The sequence below is a fragment of the Colwellia sp. TT2012 genome (assembly GCF_001440345.1).
GTDB lineage: Bacteria > Pseudomonadota > Gammaproteobacteria > Enterobacterales > Alteromonadaceae > Colwellia.
Genome location: NZ_LJYX01000017.1, coordinates 227,920 through 252,681 on the forward strand (window position 1 = coordinate 227,920; position 24,762 = coordinate 252,681).

Genomic DNA, 24,762 nt, shown 5'->3' on the forward strand with positions numbered 1-24,762 from the left:
TTGAGGGCACTTTAGCGCCCTCAATAAAGCATACTATCTACCTCTGTGAACATTAGCCCGCGGCTGGTGTCCGCCTCGTGACATATTACCCATTTGTCTGCCATGTAATTCACGGTTCATTCTTTGGTGATCAAATGAGCCTTTATTAACTCCTTGCCTGTTTAGCTGCTGAATAGGGCGAGTAGATGAATTAAACGTGCCTTGTTTAGGAATCGTCTGCCAATTTTTATTACTGCGCTTTTGCCACTGGCCATTTTCATGGCGCACCACGCTACCTTTGCTATCGGCAAAAACATTATTGGCTCTCTTTGACGAACTACGGGCTTTTTGGATAGTTTTATTCGATCGCGAGCTACTAGACAGTGCTTTTTTTGCATTACGATGTTTATTGCTCGTATTATTGTATAAATTATTACGATGCGAATTATTATTACCAAGCTTATTACCACCAGAGCGATTGCCAATATTGTTATTCACGGTATGTCGATTACCAATACTGGTTGAGTTACCTATATTGATGTCACCGTTGATGTTAATGGTATTGTGACCACCGCGATAACCGCCATGATAACCGCCGCCGTAACAACAACCACCACGATAATGATTATGATAACCACCACCCCAAACAATGCCGACACTAAAGAAAGGCCCACCCCAACTTACGCCAACATTCCAGCCAGTCCAAGGGTTATAACCAACATGTAACCCCCAGGTTGGCGGACGCGGGTAATACCAGCGACCATAATAAGGTGGGTAGTACCAACCAGTACCATAAATAGGCACGCCATAATAAGGATATGACCACATATAACCTGGGGTATAACCGACATAAACCACTTCTGGGGTTGAGTCATATATTTTAACGTAAGTGGTATTATAGACTGGTGAGCTCGGCGGAATTTGAGCAATGGCGGCTGCTGGAATAGTATCCGCCACTAACCAAGGGCCTTTGGCGTTATTGGCAACAAACCAAACACCATTATCTACCGCAAAGAATTTACCCGCAACTTTTAATACTTGTGCGCTAGTATTAACCGCATAATCTACTTTAGTATCTTTGATATGAACAAATTTAGGCTCACCATCATATTGTACCGTCAATTTGGCTTCACTACGCTTAATGGCGGCAGTTTGTGGTATTTGGGCATTTAATACCGCTTGATTAGCTTCATCGGTACCGGCAACAGAGACTCGTAAACCACCGATAGCAGAATCTGGCGGAATATCTTTAAAACTCTTCGGTAATTTATCCCCGCGGACAAAAACCCAAGGGCCTTGTTCATTTTTACTTTTAAACCAACGTCCCGACAGCAATAAGTACATCTCGCCACTGGCTATTTCTCTAAGCCAAGGTGTTTCGGTATTTTTCACATAAAGTAATTTACCGCCGGTTAAGCTGGTCCATGCGGCTGAACCATCAGAGACCACCAATTCGGTCGCTTTAGTGGCAGTCACTACTTGCGGTATTTTCTTCGGTTTTTGTTTATGAGCATCGGGGGCATCTTTCGCGATCATTTTCACTAAATCCGCGGGCGGATTATTAGTGACCTGCCAAGGACCCAGTTCATTACTAGCTTGATACCAAATACTGCCACTGGTTAAATAGTATTGAGATTTATTGTTCACTTTAATAACGGCAAACTGAGTATTTAAGGCGCGTTGATAGGGACTATTCTCAATATCTTTAAAAATGGGTTTACCGTCATAACTGAGCAATACTGCTAATTGATCTTTAAAGATAATTACCGGCGGATCATTTTTAATATTATCTAAACTCTTTTGCACTTCCTTTGAACTAGCAAGAGTGGCAGTAAGCTTAGATAAAGAGCCGGTAAAACTCGAATTTTGTAACTCTTGTTCGACAAACTCAGTAAATTCAGCTTCGTCAGAGTCTTTTGAATCAGGCCAACCGACCTTAATCACTTCAATGTTACTAATTATAACGGAGTTGGTATCACGGTCGGTTTCTATAGTGGATGAAAACCAAAACACCCCAAAAACAGGCTCTTTTTTATTCTTCAGCTCCAATTGCATCGCTGCTCGACCGGTTAGAATATTACCAACAAGTTTTTCCGGTTGCGGCTGATAAATAATTATGGTGGCTTTATCACCCGTTAACTCTTGTGGCCAAGAACTGGCATTGGCATTGGCATTACCAACAATTGCGCCAAGCAAAAGTATGCTTAGCCAAAATTTAGTCAAAAAACTTTTCATATCTTAATCCATTGTTATTAAAGCTTAAGGGCGGTAAAGTCACCATAAGAATCACAAACATAACATTTATACCCGTTTCACTTCAAGTGTGCTGGTACAAGGATACCAAGGCGATTCATATAACTATTTACCCCTCTATTATTTTATATTTTGAATTTAAAATTTAAAATAATAGTATTTTCCGTTGATGTCTGTAGGTAAACCAATTTAGTTTCATCGAGGTGATAACCAAAATCAAACTCCATATAAAATTGGCGGGTTTCTTCACCATTAAAACCATAGGTATATTGTGGGTTTAACATCAAATAAAATTGCTCATTGATGTCATATTTAAAATAGCTTTGGGCAATAACAATTTTTGTTTCTTCAAATTTATCATTGGCTTCCCATGATTCCCCATAGGTTAGGCCAGCATATAATCTGAGATTTTTAGTCAGAGGCACTACCTGCAATACCCCAATGGTGGCATAGTTAGAGGTAATACCGTCAATAGAGGTATCGGTGCCAGCATCAATATAGACCCCAGTGCCAGTTACCTTATTTGGGGTAAATAGCCTGATTCTATAAGCATCAAGATTCTTTTTTGCCTCAATCTTCCCTAAAAACCCCCAATCGCCTTTATTAATACCAAATTGAAAGGCCCCACCTAAACCATCGTTACCACCGGTTATGGCGCCACCGGTATATACCGCCATGGGATCAGATATATCCACCGATTGGTGAGATTTTTGTTCTTGTTGAGCTTGTAATAGGCAAGGTGCCGAAAGCAAGCTAACTATTAGGGTACTCATTGATAACTTATTCATTGTTTATTCCTGATTATTTTCAAGTTGACGAGCAATGCTTAGCAAAGCAAAGCCATCGAAAAGAAAGCTGATGCCAATAAGTAAACCAATAATCCAGGCAGAGCCAAAAGGCCAGCTATCAAAGACTAATACGCCAAGCACAAAAGATAATATGCCGTTAAACAAACTAAACCACTTAGCCGAAGATTTAAGTTCAAAAGACCAAGCAATAGCGCTAAAACCACTAAAGATAAAATAAATGGCGATTAACAGGCCCAGCATCGACAATACTATTGCGGGGTTTAGCAAAATAATAAAACCTAACATCGCCAGCACAAAAGGTTGCAGCCATAACGTCAAGACTTGGTTTTTTTGCTGTGTTCGACTTTGCCAAGCATTATGCGCTAATACTAGGCTTGCTAATAAAAAAATGCCGCCAACAAAGCTATTAAAGGTCATGCCAATGACATTAGGCGCTAACATAGCCAACACGCCAATGATGATCATCACTATGCCGGTAGTTTTTGCATTCTTTGCTATGACTTGATTAAGATGGGTTAAGTTGACTGATTGATCAGGTTGAACTGAGTTATCCATAATGTCGCTCATGCGGTAAATATCCTTTGATGCATATGTTCTGTAACATTTAAGTTAACAAAAAAACATAACCAGCTGTATTCTCTATTAAAAAAGTGATATCTGCAAGCTACTTTTCAGCCAATTTTTCTGGCTTTATCCTAGATGATGAATTAATCTAGCTTGGCTCTGGCAGGGCGGAATATAACCGTTCGAACGCTGCTACTAAAACCTGCTTTAGGTTTGTAGTTTCAATATGTTAGTAATAAAAATGAATTGACCCGATTAAGGTATTGAATAAGGGTCACACTTAATCTCAAAACAAAATAAATAAGGACATCAAGGTGAAATTAAATAGCGCATTCATGTTATCGGTTTTTGTACCAATACTTTTCTTAGCCATGACAACAACAAATACTCATGCAACTTCATTTATTGATAAGTATATGTTCGACCCCGATGACGGTATGTTAGATGCAAGTCGCTACCTTTCTGAAGTACCCTTAGGATTTCTACCTGTACCAACCATAATAACAGAGCCAGCAACTGGTAATGGTTTAGCATTGTTAGGGGTGTTTTTTCATGAATCTGATGAACAAAAAAAACAACGAATTACGCACAGCAGCAGTAAACATTTTGTCTTGCCCAGTAATATTTCTTTAGTGGGCGCTGGTGCTACCGCTAACGGCAGTAAAGGTTTTGGTTTTGGTCACATGGGTTTTTGGCTTAAAGATACCGTGCGTTACAAAGGTTATCTGCTGTACAGCGATTTTAATTTAGACTTTTATTCATTAGGTGGTACCGATCTAAAGCGGCCAATTGAGCTAAATATCAATGGCCCGATAGTATTACAAGAATTGAAAATGCGCCTTGGAGAAAGTAAATGGTTTCTTGGCGGTCGTCAGGTCTATAGAAGCGTAGAAACGAGTTTAGCTAACGTTAAAAATGTCAGTTTACTTCCTACTGATTCTTTGAATGATACGGTCAATAATTTTCTTGACCAACATTTATCTCAATCAGTGACAACCTCGGGTTTAGGTCTACTGGCTGAGTATGACTCAAGAAATAACCCGATGAACCCTGAGTACGGTTATGATTATCAACTGCATATTACTCGCTTTGATGACACCATAGGCAGTGATGTTGACTACATGAGTTATCATTTTGAAGGGTTGAATTACTGGCAATTATCGAAAAATTTTCTTTTTGCCTTAAGGCTGCAATACGACGGTGTCAATGCCAATGATGATGTAAACTTGCCTTCTTACGTGCCGCCAAGTGTTGATTTAAGAGGTGTACCCGCGATGAGATATCAAGGTAATAAGGTTGCGGTTTCTGAGATTGAATTCACTTACAAATATAACTATCGGTGGAAGTTTAATGTCTTTACCGGTGTAGGTAGAGCAGCACAGAGTTTTAGTGAATTAAGCAGTGCTGAATCGGTACATAACTACGGTGTTGGTTTTCGTTATTTAATTGCTAAACGTTATGGTTTTACCATGGGCACCGATTTAGCGAAAGGGCCTGAGGATACGGTAATTTACATTCAAGCTGGTTCTACTTGGTAACTATTACCAATAAATGAAGAAAGCAAAACAGGAGAAATAATAAATGGACCTTAAACGTAATAGCTTTTTAGCAATCATCGCACTTTTATTGACAGGCAGTTGCCTGGCCGATGACATGGATGCCTTGAGTAAAGAATTAGTTAATCCGATAGGCATGAAATGGAAATTAAACAATTACATTGAAATAGCACAAATGAGTGGCGCTGCCAGTAAGGATAAAAAAAGTTCTACGGTATGGAATATTCAACCCGTTATGCCAATAATGCTCAACAATGGCAGTGGATTTACTTTAATGAACCGCCCTTCATTACCCGTATTTTTAAATAAACCCATGCCAATGAATAACGAGTTAAACCAGAGCAATAACTTTGACCGAGTATCCGGTATTGGTGATTTAACCCTGCAAAGCTCCTTAGGAAAAATGCCTAAAACCTCTTGGGGTTCTTATATGTGGGGCACAGGCTTAAGTTTAACCTTACCCACTGCCAGTGATGATAAGCTGGGTTCAGAAAAGTATGCTGCGGGTCCTTCTGCAATGTTAGTAGGCTTCACTGAAAATATGACCTTTGGCCTTGTTGCTGCCCATGAGTGGTCATTTGCTGGTAATGAACAACGCCAAGATATTAATCGCAGCATGTTACAGTTTATTTATTATACACAGCTCGGCGGTGGTTGGCAGATTGGTGATAATCCGCAGTGGAGTGCTGACTGGGATAACGTTGGCGGACAAAAATATACTATGCCCATCGGCTTAGGCTTGTTTAAAACCTTGAAAATTGCCGACAGTCCTTGGCGCTTGGGTATCACGCCAAGATATTACCTTAAAAGTAATGGACAATGGGGCAATGACTGGAGCATAAACTTCACCATAACCGCGGTAATCAACAGCCCTATATCTATGTAACAACTCGTTCCTTGATTGCAATAAACTCAATATACACATTGCCGAGAAAAGAACCAAGCCTAACAATAACTCCCCCTTGAGATTAAAGTGGCAAGTCGATACTTGCCGCTTTAAAGCGCACATAAATAGGGTTGTGATCTGAAACCTCAGCACTGTTGATCGCTTGTGCATATTCAAGGGTCAGGCCACGATAAAAAACATGATCTAAGGGTTTATAAAAAAAACGTTTAATGTGCTGAGGTTGTTTAAAATCAACGCGCTGTAACTTTAGCACCTGCTGAAAACTTGCCAGCGCTTTCATTCGACCAGCACTCCAGCTATTAAAATCACCTGCTATGACTATCGCGCCAGTAAAGCCCAACAATTGCCGAGTTAAATAGTCTAACTCTTGGCTAAAGCTCGCTAATGAGACAAAATTAATGGCATGAATATTAACCAAACACAGTAATTGCTGGTTTGCTTGGCGATGATAACTAATTAATAAACTTTTATGGGTGAAAAAATTCAGCTCTTTATGCTGACTTAACAAGGGGTTTATCTGTTCAAAACTTGTTTTAGCCGCAGTTAACACACCAAAAACATGCTGGGGACTTTCCATATTAGTGGCCATCGCATAAGAATAATCTGCGAACGAGCAAGATGAGTTTTTAAGCTGTTTAACTTCCTGAAAAACTAAAAGATCACTGGGATATAACTGCAGTAATTGTTGTAATTTATTGTCAAAACGCAGTTGATTATTTTCTTTATGAATATTCCAACACAGCAGGGAAAAATTTGCCTTTAATGCCCTACTTTGATGGAAAAGCAGCTGAGGGGAAATTTTAGGCGTAAACATTAGAGTATTGGCGCCATTAAACGCGCGATTCTGGCCGCAATGCGAAACAATACCGGTTTGTCGCTCAGTTCATTTGCCATTATTTCACGGCAATGATTGAAATCGTCAGCAAACATTCGTGCTACCTGAGCATTAAAACAGCTATCAGCAATGAGCGCGGTAATTTCAAAATTTAAGCGCAATGAGCGATTATCGAGATTGGCACTGCCAACACCAGCATGACTGTCATCAACTAACATTACCTTGCTGTGCATAAAACCTTGCTGATAACGAAAAAATTTAACACCGGTACAACTCGCGGCTTTAATATAAGTAAAAGAGGCTAAATAGACAGCCCAATGGTCGGCCATATCGGGTAAAATAATACGTACATCAACACCCCGTAAACCAGCAAGTTGCAAAGCTTTAATAATGGCCTCATCGGGAACAAAATAAGGGCTAGTGAGCCATAGACGTTTTTTGGCCGAGTTAATGGTTTGCAAAAACATTAAACTAGCGGTTTCTAATGACTCTGCTGGACTTGATGGTAAAATTAATACCTTGATATTGGCAGTGGCTGCGGCCTCTGCCTGCCAAAGTAAATGGCTTAGCTGTTGTTCAGCGGCCCAATACCAGTCTTCAATAAAAGCAATTTGCACTGTCAGTACCGCCGGTCCGGTTATTTTAATATGAGTATCACGCCAAGCACCAAATTTTTTCGACAAACCCAAATATTCATCACCAACATTATGTCCACCTAACCAAGCGACCTTACCATCAACCACCACCACTTTTCTATGGTTGCGAAAGTTCACTTGGAAACGATTTTTAATGCCTTTTTGACTATGAAAATTAAAGAGTTCAATGCCAGCCACTCTTAACTCATTTTTATAATGCTGGCTAAGCTGATAACTGCCTATTTCATCATATAAAAAATGAATTTTAATACCTTGTTTGGCTTTATCCAACAGTGCTGCTTTAATTCTTTGCCCTAAGCCATCATCATGAACAATAAAAAATTGAAACAGTATGTAGTGTTTCGCCTGGCTTATACCGGTAATAATACTGGCAAAAGTCGCCTCACCATCAATCAACAGCTCAACGGCATTGTTTGCTAGATAAGGCAGTTTCACTAATTTTTCTGCTGCTTGTTCACGCGCAGTTAATTCACCTGCCGGCACACGAAAATCAGCAAAGTTTGCCAATAAATAATGGTGTTTTTTCTGGATGATGGCATCGGATACTAGTCGTTCACTGCGATAACCAGCAAATTTACTGCGACCAAAAACCCAATAAGCAACTACAGCCACATAAGGAAATGTTAGCAACACTACTGCCCAAGCGATCGCGCCTTGTGACGTTCGTACTGTCATCACGGCATTAATCGCGCTGATAAGTCCAAAAAGATGAAAAACTAATAATAGGGTTATTAGCATGGCATTTGTTGCCACTTACCATAAAAATTTTCAAATAATACCGACACTAAGGCAAATAAAATATTTTTACCGCCAATGTGATGATGAAATTTATAGGCACTAATAGCAATTTGATTGAGATCAACAAGATTAACCATCAATGGCTCAAGTCCATAGTTCGCTTATTCTCCATCTGTATGTCCTTATATTAGGCTCTGTTGTAGTTTGGTGTTGCTGAGTAAACAAACGAGACGCATAAACCCTTCCATGGGGCTCTGCACAAGCATCCATGCTTGTGCAGCTCGTTTTTATCACATCCTCAACACCTTTTTTCAAATCAGCGTGTTACATTATAGACAACAGTGTTCTACAACAGAGCCTTATATTATTACTTACGTTTAACGTGTTTAAGTAGGTAGTGTCCTAGCATTAGCTAAGTTATCACTATAATGTGCCTCTTGCTCTAACGCCTGTAAATCCTTAATAATTAACTGATTACGCTTTTTATCTAAAATCCCTTGCGCTTGCCAATACCTGAGTTGTTTGTTGACTACTTGCCTGACTGAACCCACCATACGCGCTAAGGTTTCATCATTTAAACCGTTAACCAAATGTTGCTTATGCTCACAATCAGGTGCGCCGTTATAACTGTTAATTTTTTCGATATGTTTCAAGATCAAACGACTTAAACGGGTACTAGTATCATGTAGCACTAAACTTGTCGCACGCTGCTCATGCTCGCGCATTTTCTGTGCCAAATAAGGTAAAAATTGATTATTGACTTCCGGGTAGGTCCAAATCCATTGACGCATGGTTTCAATAGGTATGCTTAACAAGCGTACAGTATTTAACGGCGCAATAATCACCTCATGGGGTTTGCCATCAAGTAACACCATCACATCGAAACTATCACCTGGGTAAAAAATATCTACTGTGGCCTCACGAGCCGTTTCCGGATGAACTTTTTTCAGTTCAACTTGGCCATCAAGCAACACAAAGAACTGCTTTGTTAATATTTCAGCACTAATGTACTGACCCTTATGCCAAGTGATGACCTGAAAGTCTCGCTGTATTTTTTCCAATAAGACTTGCGGTAATTCGGCAAACAACTTTGCTTGTTTTACTAAAGTCGCACTGGCTTGATGATTTACTGGTACTAGGGCCTTGTTCATGATCTGCTCACGATATTAATAACCTAATGAAATATTAACAATATTCTACCTAGATAACGTCAAAGTACAATTAATTTAATATATTGCTTCAAACTGTCACTTATCTGACAGTAGCACTTTGGTTAAGGCCGTATGATGGCCCCACTAAGACCAAACGGGTTAATTAATTCTATTGGTACAGCTAGCAGCGCGAACTTAATACAACTGAAAAACAAACTCAAGGTGCTGCTTTTCTAAAATGATAAAAGGAAAATTATAATGACTAAAATTATTGGTATTGACTTAGGTACAACAAATTCATGTGTCGCAGTAATGGAAAGTGGCAAAGCAACCATCATTGAAAACAGCGAGGGTAATCGTACCACCCCCTCGATTATCGCCTATGGCAACAATGAAATATTAGCGGGGCATCCGGCAAAAAGACAAGCGGTGAGTAATTCAAAAAACACCTTGTTCGCTATTAAACGTTTAATTGGCCGCAAGTTTGATGATGAATTACTGCAAAAAAACATTGAATTATCACCCTACAAAATTGTAAAAGCTGACAATGGTGATGCCTGGGTAGAAATTGATGGTAAAGCGATATCGCCACAGCAAATTTCTGCTCAAATATTAATGAAATTGAAAAAAGATGCCGAAGCCTATTTAGGCGAAAAAGTTACCGAAGCGGTAATAACCGTACCGGCATATTTTAATGACTCACAACGCCAGGCCACTAAAGATGCAGGTAAAATTGCCGGTTTAAATGTTAAACGTATTATCAACGAGCCGACAGCGGCAGCATTGGCTTACGGCGTCGATAAAAGTGAAGAAGGTGAACAAAAAATTGTGGTTTACGATTTAGGTGGCGGTACCTTTGATGTTTCTATTATTGAAATATCCAACCTAGAGGGCGAAAAGCAGTTTGAAGTATTGGCCACTAATGGCGATACCTATTTAGGGGGTGAAGATTTTGATAGCGCACTGATCAACTATCTTGTGGCAGAGTTTAAAAAAGAGCAAGGCATTGATCTGACCAGCGATGCGTTAGCGATGCAAAGGGTCAAAGAAGCCGCTGAAAATGCTAAAATCGAGTTATCATCGACCAAGCAAACTGATATTAATTTACCTTATGTTACCGCCGATGCCAGTGGACCTAAGCATATGAATATTAAAATAACTCGGGCTAAATTAGAGTCTTTAGTAGATGACTTAATTAAACGCACCATTGCACCGTGTAAACAAGCACTAAAAGATGCCGGTTTAAGCATTAGCGATATCAACGATGTTATTTTAGTAGGCGGTCAAAGCCGTATGCCGAAAGTACAAGAGGCGGTACAAAGCTTATTTAAAAAAGAGCCGCGTAAAGATATTAACCCAGATGAAGCAGTCGCCCTAGGTGCATCAATTCAATCAGGGGTATTATCGGGTACGGTAAATGACGTGTTATTACTTGATGTCACGCCCTTGTCTTTAGGCATTGAAACCCTAGGCGGTATTGTTACTAAGTTAATCAGTAAAAATACCACTATCCCAACACGGGCAAGTGAGGTGTTTTCGACTGCAGAAGATAACCAAAGCGTGGTAACTGTTCATGTATTACAAGGTGAGCGTGACATGGCCAGCGATAATAAGTCATTGGGACAATTTAACTTAACCGATATTAAAGCAGGCCCTCGCGGCAGTGCACAAGTAGAGGTTAGCTTTGATATAGATGCCAATGGTATTTTAAATGTGACCGCAACGGACAAGGTCACAGGTAAAGAGCAAGCCATTACTATCACAGCGTCGAGTGGTTTATCGGAAGATGACGTAAATCGCATGGTTAATGAAGCGGAGCAATATTCAGCTCAGGATAAAACGAAGCGTGAACTCATTGAACAGCGTAATCAAGCAGATCATTTAATTCATACAGTAACGGCAGCAATGAGCGACTTTAGTGATGGGCAACAAGCAAGTTTTAATACCTTAATTGAGCAATTAAAAATGGCAGTTAATGGTAATGATAAACAAGCGATTGAAGTGCGTCACGAGGCATTAAATGATACTTATAACATAGCAATGCAAGCTCAAGCGCAGGCTAACACTGAAAGTGCCCCGTCTGAGCAACCAAACGCAGCTAACGATAGCGATGTCATAGATGCCGATTTTGAGGAGGTCAGTGGGCTTTAAATCAGTAAACGCTTAAAGGTTGATAAAACAAAGGCTGCTAAATAGTAATATTTAGCAGCCTTTTCATTAACATAGTTCTAAATTGATTAATCCGTTTGGTATTAAATCTGCTTAACTTGGTACTCAACAAACAAACGTTGATAAAATTTAGCTAAGGTTTGTTGGCGTTGTTGATTAAACCAAGCTTGTTTTACTTGCCCTCGCACCGCCGCTAAAGATTGCAGTTCTCCGCCTTGTTTAGCGTTCAACTTAACAATATGCACACCATAACCAGACTTGATATCTGGCAACCATTTACCAAGTTCCATAGCCACTAAAGCATTAGCAAAATCACTACCAAAATAGCGTGCAACTTGAGAAAACGACATATTGTGGTATTCATATTCCAAATAGATATTGTCGGATAAGCTTAATAAATTTTCTTTAGTCTGTTCACTAACGGTTAATGACTTTATTTTCGCGACAATGGTCTGCATCTCGCCGTCAATATCGTCATGCTTTTGAAGATTAAAATATAATTGCACAAAACTAAATAACTGCTCTTTACGGTATTCTTCACTGTGCTTTGTCAAAAACACCGTTAGCTGCTCTTCACTAGGTGTTAAACTTGCCACGGTATCTTCAACAATAAACTCTAATTTTTGTTGGATACGTTTTTGAATGATAGAGTCGCCATCAAGTAGACCTAGTTCTTTACCCTTCTGATAAGCCACCTGCTCTTTAAAGTAGTTGTTCACTAAGGCGTCAAATTCTTCCTTGCTTGGTGGTCGTTGTCGGGTTTTTTCAAAACTGTAGTTAAGTTGCGCTATTTTAGCGGCTGAAAGTGTTATTTCATGATCACTTGCTTGGTTATCACTGACCAAGGCATAAAAATAAAAAAGCGCCGCGCCCAACAGTAAAAAATGCAGTAACGGCTCTTTTAATAAAGTTTTCATATTTTTCCTTTTATTCTATTATCCTAAAGTGCTGATTAATTTAGCCCTTAGAGTTATACCAAATAGGCGAAGTATAAGCGCGTTCTTGGGTTTTTAACTTAATGCCTTCAGGCATAGAAGTTACCTGATAACGCACGGCGTCATAAGCAGTCCAACGTGGTGTTGGAATTTCTATCGCGCGGACATAATAAAACGCTTTTTCGCTAGCATCAAAGTCTGGATCTTGCCATAGGGTTTCCAGTTGAGCGGCGCCAATGGTATTGGTCCAAGTGGGAATGGACAAATCTACCGTATCACCTACTGCCGGCAATTTACCTTTAGCATTGACCTTACGCTTTCCTGAGTCTTTACCTGACCAAGCAACATCGTATACTTTTTCATGGGCTTTACCCTTGTTGTCAACCCAACCTTTGATCACTTGTACTCGGTCTAAATTAGCACCGTCAGGATCGCGCAAGGCACGAATTAATAAACTCGGTGTTTGTCCTTTTTTAGCACTGGCTAAATCACCGCCCATGGGTACACCTTTGTCATAACCGACACTGGCAATATCGCGCTGTTTAAGATCGTCCTGGTCAAAATCATAACCGGCAAAAACACGTAAGCGAATACGTGGTCCGGTAGTGGCATACACCTCTTTGCGCTTCATCGCATCAAAGATAGCCGCTCGGGTATTTGATGTTGCCCAAACTGCTGTTGGCCCAGGTGTCGCATAACGCCAAGCGTCATAACCTATATCAAGTTTCTTGTTATACTTGCCCGGTTGGTTAAGACGTTTTTTCGACGGCTCCATCCAGGCAAAGGCACCAAAAAAGTTATCGTCACTTTGAGTCACTAAGGAAGTATGCAGATCACCACCACCAACAAAACCTAATTTGAATGGATTAATACCCAATTCAGTTTCTAATAACAAACCATTTTTTAACGCGGCTCGAGTATATTCAGTGGCTAACATGGCATCGGTTTTTTTTGTGGTTAAATCAAGATTGCCAAAGTCCCACGTTTCATAATCAGCAAATTCATCATCAGGTGATAATATTGGATGAGTTTCACTATCACCTTTAGTTTGCCCCACTTCTACCAGTTTTTCCCATTTGGCGCGCTCGGTGACATAGGCTAAATCAAATTTTGCGCCATTGTTAAAATCATCTTGCAGAGCAAATAACCAACCATTGGATAAGTTACCATTGTGCGGAATGGCAATGGCTTTACCACCGGTATTTGCTTCATAGTCTGCTAACCACTGCCACAAATCTTGCGGGTTTGGGCTACCAATGGGCGCGGTCATAGTAAAAGGCAATACTTGCAAGGCACGGTCTGGTCCATCACGTAAAATAATATTACGATGCAGATTATTACCCTTAACCATGGAGGTCCATTCGTAGGAAATCATAGTAGTAAATCGATGGGGTTCATTAAATTCTTCCGCCGCTTGTACCAAATCTTGCCAAGTACGGCTATAACCTGGATTGCCCGGCTGATACACTAAAGCACTAGAAAGTTCACCATTGGCAAAGGCCGAGATTAAATCAAAAGAAGCTTGTTTAGCGTCGGCACCACCTTTACTAAAGCGTCGATGAAATTCAGCACCTTGTTCATCGGCCATGATATTTTCAGTGCCTTTTAAGATATCGGTGATCACACCCATGCCATCGGTATGTTCAGTTAAACAAATAAAATCTAATGGTCGGTCTAATTTTACTGGCTGATTGGTATTACTTAATACTTCTTCCCCCCGGGCAAAACGATATAGATCGCGTGGCATTAACGTGGTGCCCCCGCCACCGGCATCGGCAGAAAGTGCTGAATGAATATGAGTTTCACCAAAAAGTAATTGGGTTGGGTAGTCTCGATCGGCATAGGGTGAAAAATTAGCTTTACTCACCTTTACTTGGCTGGCTTTATTTGGTTTTTCTTCAATGAGTTTAACTTTTTTAATCGGTGAAGCTGTAACACTAGCCTTAGTTTGGTTTTGTTCGCCGCAGGCCGCTAGGCTTAAACTGGCGATACACAGTGCTAAAATTGATTTTTTATACATCACAGTTCCTTATGTTTATCGTTACTATATTTAGTTTTAGTTTTTGTCGCATAACTCTTAATTAGGCTAGCTATCGAATTTTTTAAAACAACATCACTCGCTCGATCAGCCACATACTGGCAATAGAGCCGATCAAATAGGCATTAATTTTTTCTACTTTTTTCATGCCAGCTTTGCTGATATCGGTTAGTCTTTTCACTGAAAAAATCACCAATATTACACTAGCAATAAACAACAGCTGCCCTATCTCGACCCCGACATTGAAAAATGCCAAGGCCAAAAACTGATCGTTTTTTGGTAGTCCTAACTCTAATAACACCGAAGCAAAACCAAAACCGTGCAGCAAACCAAAGCTGCTCGATACCGCAACAGGATAACGATATGTTAAGGACTCTTCTGGCGTTTTTTTAACGGTATTTTTCACTATTTCAGTGGCTAGAAAAACAATGCTCAAAGCGATCACCGCCTCAACCACCAGTATGGGTAACTGCACTAGGTTCAAGGTGCTCAATACCAAAGTGATGGAATGCGCTAAGGTGAAACCTGTGATCGCCCACAAAAGTTTTTTAACGGTAGAGGCAATCAATAACAAACATAAAACAAACAGTAAGTGGTCGTAGCCGGCAAGAATATGTTCGATACCAAAAACGACGTAGCTTTGTATAGTTTGCCATGACGATGGACTGGCAACAAAGGTATAGCTTGGCCGAGCAGGTGTTAATCGTACTGAATAATCATTATCAATACTTTTATAGTTAAGCATCACTTCGACATCAGTTTTTTCTAAGTTGAAGATAGTCAGCGTTTTATCAGCCAAACTTTGCGAAGTTATTAGCGTAAAAGATTGAATATTAGCGCCATTGAGCAAAGCTGGCGCTGCTTTTTTACTGAATTTCACCCCCTGACTAAATTGTAAACTAAGTGGCGCATTGCCCGTAGCAGCTGGTTGTTTCCACATGCCCTGATAACAACTATTGCTCACTATAGTTGTATCACTACAAGTGACAGCTTCAATTTGTAAATAAGCCAGTTGAATTTTATTTGCTTTTGCTACATTACTATTAATAACAACAAGTAACAAAATAAAAAGGAATATCCCAAAGCGGGATATTCCTTTTATTGTTTTTTTATCACTGAAAAACATCATAAACTAATGGGCAGCGTCTTGTGCTGGGGTAAACCAAATCGGCGAACTCCAAGCACGCTCTTGAATAGTGGCTTGCACATCGGTTAATAGTGGTAAATTATTACGCACTGCATCATAAGTTGACCAACGCGGCGTCGGTATCTCAATAACACGCGCATAATACAGTGTCGGTAACTCTGGCTTAAATTCATTATCGGTAAAGCTACCCATTAACATCGCTGCACCAATGGCATTGGTATATTTAGCGGTGGTTAAATCAACGGTATTACCCACTTTAGGTAAATTACCTTGAGCGTCAGCTTTACGATTGTCAGACCAAACAACATTGATAATTTTTTCATGTTGCTCGCCCTGTAGATCTACCCAACCTTTGATGATTTGAATACGATCTAAGTTAGCGCCAATACTATCTTTGACCGCCCAAACATTGAAGACCGGAGCACTTTTAGCACCTTCAATGGTACCGCCCATAGGCACACCTTTGTCGTAGCCTTCTTTGACCATGGCATTGATGTCATTATGATTAGTGGTTAAGTGCTCGCCCGCAAAAATCCTAACCTGAATTCTTGGTCCAGAAGTGCCGTACACCTCGCGGTTATACATGGCATCCCAAATAGCGCCACGAGTATTTTTCTCTGCCCACACACCAGTAATTGAACCTATGCTTTCATCTTTAGCATCGAGCCATTCAGGTACTTGCCCTGTTCTGCGTAACTCTGGGGTATTATCGGCCGCACCATGGCCACCGATGTAGTTGTCTTCGTCCACATTAGCCATTAAGCCATTGTGGCTATCGGTACCACCATTGAAGCCTAATTTATAGGGATTTACGCCTAAATTTTGATAATGCTTTAAGCCTTCAATCACGCCCCAGCGGACAAAGTTACGTTTATCAAATTCACGATTACTAAATTTTGCTATCGAGTCGGCATTTTCAAAATCAGCAAATTCATCTGCTGGCCAAAATTTACGATGCACTTCCGAGTTGCCTTTAATTTGCATCATTTCGATAGTACGTTCAAAGTGACTACGCAGCTCGGCATACTCTTTAGTAATAGGCTTGCCGGTAGAGTCATTCGGGTTAAACATCATCAACTTAGAGGCATTGGAATTATGTGGAATGGCAAGTAAAGTGCTACCTAGTTTTTCTTGCTGAGCCATCCAATTCCATAAACCCTCTTCTCGGTTGTAGTCGGCGTAACCAACAGGATACTCTGGTACTACCATATCTCTAAACAATACATTACGATGTAAGTTGCCGCCTTTTGGCGCGCCACTCCATTCAAATGCCGCCAAGGTAGTAAATACACCCGGTTTATATTCATCTTTTGTTGCTTGTAAAATAATTTGCCAAGCACTCTTAGTGCTTTCAATGCCAGTATAAAATGGTGGATGGGCTGGTTTGGCATCTCCTCGGTTCACTGAGATAACGTATTTAATAAACCAGCGTAATTGATCTTTATACTCAGTTAAGTCACGCAATTCTTTTAATTGCGCTTGGTTATGGCCAACGGCTTCTTCATCAAAAGTAGTATACATTTCACCGATATATTCAGCGTGATCGGTAGTGGCAGCAAAATCTAATGGTCTATTCAACTTATGCATTTCCCCATTGATCATTTTTTCTTGCCCTTGAGCAAATTGCAAAGAATCAAGCGGGCTCATACGATTACCCCCAATATAGGCATCTAAAGAAAACTTAGTATGCATATGGGTTTCACCAAAATAGGCGTTTTTTAGTGGATTGGAGGGCGCATTATCTTCTTGCTCTTTAATGGTTTGTGCTCTCGCGGCGACAGATTTATCTTTATTTTTAGTTGTGTTGTTTTGACTCACATCTTTAACATGAGTTTGATCTTTTTGTGAGTCTGTTTGCGGCTCAGAGCAGCCGCCTAATGCTAATAAAACCGTAACGGCGATTAGCGAAATTTTAGTATTCATAACTTATCCCTATATTTTTAGTAATTCCGATATTGCTAAATTGTTACCGTTAGAAGTTCTCGTTCAAACGTACATACATAGCACTAGCACCATCTGCACCTCGGCCAAAATCAATACCAACATTAGTACCCGTTTTCTTGTCCAACATAAATCTAAGACCTATACCATAACCCGGCTTAATGTATTGACCCAAGTTAATATCATTAAGGCCGGTAGCACTAGCTGTTGAGGCATTTACTTGTACCACGCCGCCAACGGGAACATCCCACCACATATTAAATAAATGTTTACGATATTCTACACCAACGTAGGCATAATCTTGGCCGCGAAACCGCCCTTGTACGTAACCGGTACCACTGCGAGCATATTGATCATAACCGGTAGCAGGTAACGTCATATAAGGTACATCACCACTGGTGATAAAATTACCATAAGCCCAAAAGGCTAAAACATCTGGGTATTTTTTCCCTGGGGTAAGGTTATGAAACTTACGATATTCTAACCACAAGCTGCTGGACTTTTGATCTGAGCCTAAAAATTCGGCATTGTATCGATAAGTGGCTAGCGCATATTGGCCTTTTGCAGGATTAATGGCGTTATCACGACTATCGAACATCACATTCAGTGACAGCCCCGACAAGGTGTAACCCGTTGGGTCAAAACCATTAAGCTGACTATAGCTATAGTGTGAGGTAATTACTTTCTCTTCTGCGTTTAAGTCAAGCATATTATCTTGAATGTCTTTATATAAATCAAGATGATAACCAAGACCCACATACCAATCACCATGAATGCGTTTTAATGCGGTTTCATAAAAGCGGTAATATTTAAATTCCATCATTTGGGTTTTATCGTAAGTACCCGAAAATATATCACCATCAAATTCAAATTCTTGGCCACTGGTGACTAGCTTGGATGAATCCGGACCGGTACCTAAACCATAGGTTGGTTGTGACGTATCAAGATAGCGCCAATCACCTAACAGCGCCCAGTCGTTATTGGCGGTAAAACCCGTACTTTTAAATAAGAAGATGCTTTGCCCTAACGAAGTTTTTGCTAGTCCTGCAATCATGTTAGATACCTTGGTGGTTTTCGGGTCACCAAAATAATAACTGGCCGAGGCACCAACGCCATAAATAGTACCATTGGCGGGGTTATAACCAATAACAGGGATAGGGGTAAGATAAAGTTTGTTGGCTTCTAGGCCAGAGTTCACCGCTACTTTTTCTGTTGCTGGCTGTTTGTCAGTAACAGAGTTTTCTTCTGCGGCCATGGCCGATTGAGATATGCCAATAGTTAAAAAAATAGTAGCTATTTTTTTAAGAGTGTTAATTTTGTGTTCCATTACAAGTGTGTTTGCATCCCATCAATTGAAAAATAACACTGATAATATACCCTATTATAAAAGCAAACAACTTGATTTTAAAAACATTTAACAAAAATTTCATAATTCATACAAAAAAGTAACAATTTCACAACCAACTGATAAATAATACATTTCACATTATTTTTGTCATAACCCCAACAATCAGCATAAGCAGGTCTTTTATTGCTTTAATAATAAGAGAATTAGGCAAAAATCATAAGAAAATAGGAAATGCTGTATAATGTAAAGTTGGCCAAAAGCATCACTTTAGCCATATTGCTGGTGTGGCAAAGTCAGTTTGCTTTTGCTGCAAAGTAAGATACGTTAATGTCATCGTGGCAAAACACCTCAACAAAAGCCACCATCATAGATTTTGTTAGCCGAATCACAGATGCAAAACACCCAGATTACGTACCTCCGGTCGAGCGAATTGCCACCTTTGATAACGACGGCACCTTATGGACTGAGCAGACCTTATACTTTCAACTTACCTTTGCTCTTGAACGACTAAAGACGTTGGCAAAAGACCATCCTGAATAGCAACACACCCAAGCCTTCAAGGGTATTCTATCAAGTGACAGAGAAGTGCTTGCCAGCCTAACCGAAGACGATCTAATAAAAATAGTGATGGCCACTCACGCCAATATCAGCGTAAACGAATTTAACCAGATAGCTAAAAACTGGCTCCATAATGGTAAACATCCACGTTTTAATCAGCCTTATACAAACTAGCGTATCTGCCTATGATTGAACTGATGAATTATCTACGAGCCAATGACTTCCATGTATATATTGCTTCTGCTGGCGGTTTGGAATTTATGCGCTCAGTTGCCCAAGAAGTTTATGCTGTGCCACCATAAAATATTATCGGCAGTGATTTAGGCACAAGTTATGAGTTATATAAGGGTAAATATCAGCTAGTACGTAAAGCAAGTTTATTCTTTAATGATGATCATGCTGGCAAACCCGTTGGCATACATCGCCATATTGGCCGTCGCCCTATCGCCGCTTTTGGTAATTCCGATGCCGATTTTGAAATGCTGGCTTGGGGTTACTGACGGAGATGGGCCTAGACTGGCTGCAATTGTTAATTGATATGAAAAAAGATTGGCGAAAAATATATTCGTTTAACTAAAAAATTAGACATCACATAAAACTCAATAAATAACGAACAATTCTAAGTTAATTATTTTACTAAAAATAAGGGAAATATAAGTATGATAAGTGTTAAAAAGAGCGCGTTACTGCTGTTACCCCTAATAGCCGTTGCCAGTTTTATCCTGGGTATGCCCTATGGACAAGCCGCAAAAAAACCTAACATTCTAGTGATCATGGGCGAGGACATTGGCTCGAACAATATTAGCGCCTATAGCCCTGGTGTAATGGGCTATCGCACGCCAAATATTGACCGAATTGCCAATGAATGGGTACTATTCACCGATCATTATGCCCAACCCAGTTGTACCGCAGGCCTAGCCTCTTTTATTATGGGCACTTACCCAATCCGCTCAGGCATGAACACTGTTGGTATGGTTGGCAGCCATTTAGGCATGCAAGCCGTTGATGTCACTCTGGCCGAAGTACTGAAATAGCTAGGCTATATGACCGGCCAATTTGGTAAAAACCATTTAGGTGATCTCAATAAACATTTACCGATTTTACATGGTTTTGATGAATTTTATGGTCACTTGTACCACTTAAATGTGCTGCAAGAACCCTTAGATAATGACTACCCTAAGGGCAATAAGTTTTTCAAAAAAATATGGTCCGCGCGGTATCCTACATACTTGGGCCAGCGACACCTATGATAGGTCAATACCTGATGTTAGATTCGGCGAAATCGGTAAACAAAAAATCATCGATACTTGCCTGCCTGATGAAGCACGTTTAGAGCAACTAGATACCGAATATTTCGATGTCGCTTTTAAATTTTTGTAAAAAGCGAAAAAAATAAAAAAACCTTCTTTATGTGGTTAAATCCAGCGCGGATACATGTATTTAATCGCGAGCAAAAAAAACATCATGAACAAGTTCGTCAGTTTACTAGCTACGATGACAATCATGGTGCGGGTATGTTACAGCATGATGAAGATATTGGTCGCTTGTTAGCCAAGTTGGAAGAACTTGGTTTTCTCAACAATACCATTATTGTTTATACCACGGATAACGGTCCTGAACATAACACCTATCCTGAAGGCGGTACCACACCATTTCGTGGTGAAAAAATGACTACCTGGGAAGGCGCGTCCGGATGCCAATGTTAATTCGTTGGCCTGGTCATATCAAAGCGGGTTCTGAAATTAACGGCATTCAAGCACATATGGATATCTTCACCACCTTAGCTGCTGCAGGGATTGATACTGATGACTTGGCAGAACGTCTTAAAAAAGGCGATAAAGTTGGCACTGATACCGTTAAAAAAGTTTACTTAGATGGTGTGAAAAATCTGGATTACTGGACAGGAAAAAGTGATAAATCAGAACATAATTACTGTATCTATTGGGCCGAATCCAGTCCAAATGCTATTCGTGTTAATCAATGGAAAGCACATTTTGCTGTACGTGACGGCTATTACGGCACGACTACGAAAATTGAACTGCCTTGGGTCTATAGTTTACGGCAAGACCCGTTTGAATCATACGGACAGGATCCCAGACCACCAGCAAATTTTTTGCAACACAAGTCTTGGATGTTCAATATAGTGGCCGCAAAAATGGGCGCCCATATTCAAACACTGATAGAGTTTCCACCCAGCCAAAAAACCGACCACGCTCTCCATTGAGAAACTGGTGGCCGAATCGATGAAAAACCACACGGCAGATTAAATTAAGCTGTTGAGGTTAAGATAAAGCCAGCAAATATTTGCTGGCTTTATTATTGTTGGTCGGTTAAAAATCACCTCAAGCTAAAGACTATTGTTGATTATTATTAAAATTTAGCGACCACTTTTAAAAAAATGGTATCGCCTTTAACCCGCCTAGTGGTATCAAATTCGTGTAACCATTTCAATTCGGCCAAGATATCGGTATTGCCCACCTTGTTGATAAAGGAAATGGTGGGACCAGCGCCGACTGAGTGTGATTTAAAGTCGCCATAAGTAGCACCATCGCCACTATCGCCAGTGATTTGTTTATAATAAAATCCGGTAACACCCACGCCAGCCAAACCGCCCCACAAAGGAAAGTGTTGCGCTAAAGTAGCATCAATATGAGCCTGAACACCTGATTTATATTGGGTGTCGTCATTTTCGGCATTAAAGTCTATACCGGCAAATACACTGGCTTCTATACCATTTTTTTGGCCAAAATATACCGCAGCTATGGTCGGTTCCACCGTCCAGAAGTTTTTGCCGGTATTAGCCAAGTCACCCACTTGATAACTGCCGGTGGGTGCGTATAACGCCAGTCGATAATTAATATTCAAATCAGCATTAATATTTTGATTAAGCATGATCGGCATGAAAATAATATCACCTAGGGCATTATCACGATCGGTTTTACGAAAACTAGCATCATCACCTGTTGAAACATCGGCACTGACTTGCATATCAAGAAAGGGAATAGTGGTGCTAAAGGCATAACTCCAGTTTTCACCAAAGCCTAAGGAAGTTAAATCAATGTCTGGCCGATACAGCAAGGTTAACGCTACGGCTTTTGAACTAACATCAATATTGGCCGCATCAAGTCCAGCAAAAAGAATGCTTTTTTGATAACTACCATTATATTCCAGCACGTTTAACCGGGTAATAAAGGTTGGTTCTGGGGGCACACCATCAATAAATGAAGACATCGAACCAGGCATATAATGACCGCTGCCGCCTTCTTCAGCCATAATTGGCAGGGCAAAAAGACCCGCAAGCAAGGAGAGTTTTTTAAGCATATTATTCCTTTGAAATAGGCAGCTTTATAATATAAAACCATCTGATTACAATGTTAATTTGATGAAAGTATTGTACTTATATTACAAATAAAAACAACATATTACATGGATAGGTAGCAATCAATTTTAAAGCGGCTAAATACTCCGTACCTAAACCAGCTAAACCAGAATTAATTCACGCATCAGCCTTTATTTCAACAAGTAATTTATACGACATTATTTAGTTTTCCTGTATCTAAAAGTCTCGATTTATGCGATATTATCGGCAAATAATCCTCCTCCGTTTAACCTAGTTAACTGCACTTAGGTACCTAATATGAAAGCCCCTTTATACGATGACATTCTAGCCATTTGCCAAGAAATCGCTGACGCATCCGCAACTGACAATGAAGAATTAAGACTTGCTAGCTGTAAAAAATTACAAGTACTTTGTGCGACCAACCAAGGCTCGCCAAAAGATCATCCGCTACAATGGGAAGCACTTGCTGACTTTACCGAAGATGGCGAGCAAGCCATGGATATTTATCAAGTTGCTTTAGCAATAGCAGAGAAGTTAAGTTTAGCTACTTTTAGCGCCTCAGTTTATTTAGCAATGGCACAACGTCAAGTTGAATTTGAAGAAAAAGACAAGGCACTGGTTTTTGCTAATAAAGCGAATGATGCTGCCCAAAACATTGATAGCGAAGAGTTGAAAACTGAAATCACTGAGCTATTAACGCAACTAACTAAGTAAGTAATCAATGAGTTTACGAGAAATCTATGTCAGAAAGTTACTTAGTTATTGAATTAAATCAGCAACCCATTGAGCTATGTAAGTTACTTAAAATAGCTAACTTGGTCAGTGGTGGCGGTGAAGCAAAAGTCGTGATCAGCGAAGGATATGTTTTACTTAATGGTGAAGTGGAATACCAAAAACGTAAAAAAGTTTATCATCAAGATGTCATTGAGTTTAATGGCGAAGTGGTACAGTTAATCATCAATGAAGAATTAACTGAAACTTCGACTGAAAACGAGCACCTTGCAGAAGATACACTTGCCCAAGCAAGCGAAGTTGCTGCTCATCCATTGCCAAAGAAAAAGGCACATTCCAAAAATAAGCCCGCTAAAAAGAAACCGGCAAAACAAGCGAGTAAAAATAATACTCCAGCTCAGGTTAAAACGAATAATGAACAAGAAATGATACCGAAAAAAAGACGGCCTATTTCCTTTTAATAACTTAAGTGAAGAACTTAGCTTAATAATTATTCAACTATGGTTAATGAGAATTTTGTACAAAGGTGACTAAGTACTCATTAACCTTTACTCTTTATTTATAAAAAATTTACTGATAAAAATAGAGTTATAACACTTTTTCCCAGAACATCGCTTTACCCGTTTTTTCATCGAGTTCATAGCCGGTAAAACCTAATTTTTTATAGGCATTTTGCGCGATAACATTCCCCTCTAACACTTCAAGGGTTAGTTTACAGTAACCACGTGCCCGCGATATTTTTTCGGCCTCAACAAACAGCTTTTGACTTAGACCTAAGCCTCGGTATTCTTTTAACACGCCACAATCATGGATATTCAGTAAAGGTTTACATTTAAACGTTGAGAAACCTTCAACACAATTAAGTATACCTGCGGGTTTGCCATCAACATAACAAAGTAAGGTTAAAAAATCATTGCGCGCGGCTAAAGTAGCAACCAAGTTTTGTTGAACCTCATCAGTGAGTGCTTCCCCTCCGCCCATAGGGTCGAGGGCATAGGCATTTAACAGCATCACTAAATCTTTGCCGTGTTGCTCATTATGATAATTTGCTTGAATTAATGTTATTTGCACACCAGTTCCTATTTTTACTTTTTGATGGAGCGCAC

Annotated in this window: 24 protein-coding genes; 10 read left to right on the forward strand and 14 right to left on the reverse strand. The window is 39.9% G+C overall.

What is annotated here, in order from left to right:
* Positions 1–33: 33 nt before the first annotated feature.
* The 3 genes from ASU03_RS10695 to ASU03_RS10705 all read right to left on the reverse strand — a co-directional run bounded on the left by ASU03_RS10695 (position 34) and on the right by ASU03_RS10705 (position 3,608).
* Positions 34–2,214 carry a hypothetical protein gene (locus ASU03_RS10695; protein WP_057831809.1) on the reverse strand — a complete coding sequence of 727 codons (2,181 nt, stop codon included), beginning with the start codon at positions 2,212–2,214 and terminating at the stop codon, positions 34–36.
* A 143-nt stretch (positions 2,215–2,357) separates the two neighbouring features.
* Positions 2,358–3,020, reverse strand: a complete 663-nt coding sequence (locus tag ASU03_RS10700; RefSeq protein WP_057831810.1) for a hypothetical protein — start codon at positions 3,018–3,020, stop codon at positions 2,358–2,360.
* Positions 3,021–3,023: 3 nt separating this feature from the next.
* Positions 3,024–3,608: an HdeD family acid-resistance protein gene (locus tag ASU03_RS10705; RefSeq protein ID WP_082627248.1), complete on the reverse strand. Its 585-nt coding sequence runs from the start codon at positions 3,606–3,608 to the stop codon at positions 3,024–3,026.
* Positions 3,609–3,919: 311 nt separating this feature from the next.
* Here ASU03_RS10705 and ASU03_RS10710 point away from each other — a divergent pair, with 311 nt between their 5' ends.
* Both ASU03_RS10710 and ASU03_RS10715 read left to right on the forward strand, forming a co-directional pair.
* Positions 3,920–5,143, forward strand: a complete 1,224-nt coding sequence (locus ASU03_RS10710; RefSeq protein WP_231731556.1) for a BamA/TamA family outer membrane protein — start codon at positions 3,920–3,922, stop codon at positions 5,141–5,143.
* 43 nt (positions 5,144–5,186) lie between these two features.
* Positions 5,187–6,047, forward strand: a complete 861-nt coding sequence (locus ASU03_RS10715) for a hypothetical protein (RefSeq protein WP_057831811.1) — start codon at positions 5,187–5,189, stop codon at positions 6,045–6,047.
* A gap of 82 nt (positions 6,048–6,129) precedes the next feature.
* On the opposite strand, the gene ASU03_RS10720 is transcribed toward ASU03_RS10715, so the two are convergent.
* The 4 genes from ASU03_RS10720 to ASU03_RS10730 form a co-directional block, all read right to left on the reverse strand.
* Positions 6,130–6,882 carry an endonuclease/exonuclease/phosphatase family protein gene (locus tag ASU03_RS10720; RefSeq protein ID WP_057831812.1) on the reverse strand — a complete coding sequence of 251 codons (753 nt, stop codon included), beginning with the start codon at positions 6,880–6,882 and terminating at the stop codon, positions 6,130–6,132.
* Entirely contained in the window at positions 6,882–8,297 is a 1,416-nt protein-coding gene (gene cls / locus ASU03_RS10725) for a cardiolipin synthase (protein WP_057831813.1), read from the reverse strand. Before cls ends, ASU03_RS10720 begins: the two co-directional genes overlap by 1 nt.
* On the reverse strand, positions 8,291–8,437 hold the full coding sequence (locus ASU03_RS20740; protein WP_157465884.1) for a hypothetical protein: 147 nt from the start codon (positions 8,435–8,437) through the stop codon (positions 8,291–8,293). The genes cls and ASU03_RS20740 overlap by 7 nt, the downstream gene beginning before the upstream one ends.
* A gap of 246 nt (positions 8,438–8,683) precedes the next feature.
* A complete protein-coding gene (locus tag ASU03_RS10730) occupies positions 8,684–9,448 on the reverse strand; it encodes a Crp/Fnr family transcriptional regulator (RefSeq protein WP_057831814.1) in 765 nt (254 codons plus the stop codon).
* Between the two features lie 258 nt (positions 9,449–9,706).
* Here ASU03_RS10730 and dnaK point away from each other — a divergent pair, with 258 nt between their 5' ends.
* Entirely contained in the window at positions 9,707–11,599 is a 1,893-nt protein-coding gene (dnaK, locus tag ASU03_RS10735; RefSeq protein WP_057831815.1) for a molecular chaperone DnaK, read from the forward strand.
* Between the two features lie 101 nt (positions 11,600–11,700).
* Here dnaK and ASU03_RS10740 read toward each other — a convergent pair whose 3' ends face one another.
* The 5 genes from ASU03_RS10740 to ASU03_RS10760 all read right to left on the reverse strand — a co-directional run bounded on the left by ASU03_RS10740 (position 11,701) and on the right by ASU03_RS10760 (position 19,005).
* On the reverse strand, positions 11,701–12,534 hold the full coding sequence (locus tag ASU03_RS10740; RefSeq protein WP_057831816.1) for a peptidylprolyl isomerase: 834 nt from the start codon (positions 12,532–12,534) through the stop codon (positions 11,701–11,703).
* A gap of 40 nt (positions 12,535–12,574) precedes the next feature.
* Positions 12,575–14,572: a DUF3604 domain-containing protein gene (locus tag ASU03_RS10745; RefSeq protein ID WP_057831817.1), complete on the reverse strand. Its 1,998-nt coding sequence runs from the start codon at positions 14,570–14,572 to the stop codon at positions 12,575–12,577.
* Positions 14,573–14,654: 82 nt separating this feature from the next.
* Positions 14,655–15,653, reverse strand: a complete 999-nt coding sequence (locus tag ASU03_RS10750; protein WP_057831818.1) for a HupE/UreJ family protein — start codon at positions 15,651–15,653, stop codon at positions 14,655–14,657.
* 69 nt (positions 15,654–15,722) lie between these two features.
* Positions 15,723–17,660, reverse strand: coding sequence for a DUF3604 domain-containing protein (locus tag ASU03_RS10755; protein WP_057831819.1), 1,938 nt, complete (start codon positions 17,658–17,660; stop codon positions 15,723–15,725).
* Between the two features lie 49 nt (positions 17,661–17,709).
* Positions 17,710–19,005: a BamA/TamA family outer membrane protein gene (locus ASU03_RS10760; RefSeq protein ID WP_057831820.1), complete on the reverse strand. Its 1,296-nt coding sequence runs from the start codon at positions 19,003–19,005 to the stop codon at positions 17,710–17,712.
* A gap of 348 nt (positions 19,006–19,353) precedes the next feature.
* On the opposite strand from ASU03_RS10760, the gene ASU03_RS10765 reads away from it, so the two are divergent.
* The 5 genes from ASU03_RS10765 to ASU03_RS21125 all read left to right on the forward strand — a co-directional run bounded on the left by ASU03_RS10765 (position 19,354) and on the right by ASU03_RS21125 (position 21,808).
* Positions 19,354–19,566 (forward strand): hypothetical protein, encoded by a 213-nt coding sequence (locus ASU03_RS10765; RefSeq protein WP_057831821.1) that lies wholly within the window; start codon positions 19,354–19,356, stop codon positions 19,564–19,566.
* A gap of 677 nt (positions 19,567–20,243) precedes the next feature.
* Positions 20,244–20,618 (forward strand): sulfatase-like hydrolase/transferase, encoded by a 375-nt coding sequence (locus ASU03_RS21485; RefSeq protein WP_231731557.1) that lies wholly within the window; start codon positions 20,244–20,246, stop codon positions 20,616–20,618.
* A 133-nt stretch (positions 20,619–20,751) separates the two neighbouring features.
* Positions 20,752–20,964 carry a hypothetical protein gene (locus ASU03_RS21490; RefSeq protein WP_231731558.1) on the forward strand — a complete coding sequence of 71 codons (213 nt, stop codon included), beginning with the start codon at positions 20,752–20,754 and terminating at the stop codon, positions 20,962–20,964.
* Complete coding sequence (locus ASU03_RS21120; protein ID WP_269433021.1) at positions 20,955–21,290, forward strand: sulfatase-like hydrolase/transferase; 336 nt, start codon at positions 20,955–20,957, stop codon at positions 21,288–21,290. The genes ASU03_RS21490 and ASU03_RS21120 overlap by 10 nt, the downstream gene beginning before the upstream one ends.
* Entirely contained in the window at positions 21,278–21,808 is a 531-nt protein-coding gene (locus ASU03_RS21125; RefSeq protein ID WP_197411242.1) for a hypothetical protein, read from the forward strand. Before ASU03_RS21120 ends, ASU03_RS21125 begins: the two co-directional genes overlap by 13 nt.
* Positions 21,809–21,954: 146 nt before the next feature.
* Here the strand turns inward: ASU03_RS21125 and ASU03_RS10775 are convergent, their stop codons facing one another.
* Positions 21,955–22,905, reverse strand: coding sequence for a SphA family protein (locus ASU03_RS10775; RefSeq protein WP_057831822.1), 951 nt, complete (start codon positions 22,903–22,905; stop codon positions 21,955–21,957).
* Positions 22,906–23,221: 316 nt separating this feature from the next.
* On the opposite strand from ASU03_RS10775, the gene ASU03_RS10780 reads away from it, so the two are divergent.
* Positions 23,222–23,638, forward strand: a complete 417-nt coding sequence (locus tag ASU03_RS10780; protein WP_057831823.1) for a hypothetical protein — start codon at positions 23,222–23,224, stop codon at positions 23,636–23,638.
* A gap of 26 nt (positions 23,639–23,664) precedes the next feature.
* The gene (locus ASU03_RS10785) at positions 23,665–24,117 is read left to right on the forward strand and encodes an RNA-binding S4 domain-containing protein (RefSeq protein ID WP_057831824.1); all 453 of its coding nucleotides are present in this window, start codon (positions 23,665–23,667) and stop codon (positions 24,115–24,117) included.
* A gap of 127 nt (positions 24,118–24,244) precedes the next feature.
* Here ASU03_RS10785 and ASU03_RS10790 read toward each other — a convergent pair whose 3' ends face one another.
* On the reverse strand, positions 24,245–24,727 hold the full coding sequence (locus ASU03_RS10790; protein ID WP_057831825.1) for a GNAT family N-acetyltransferase: 483 nt from the start codon (positions 24,725–24,727) through the stop codon (positions 24,245–24,247).
* Positions 24,728–24,762: the final 35 nt, after the last annotated feature.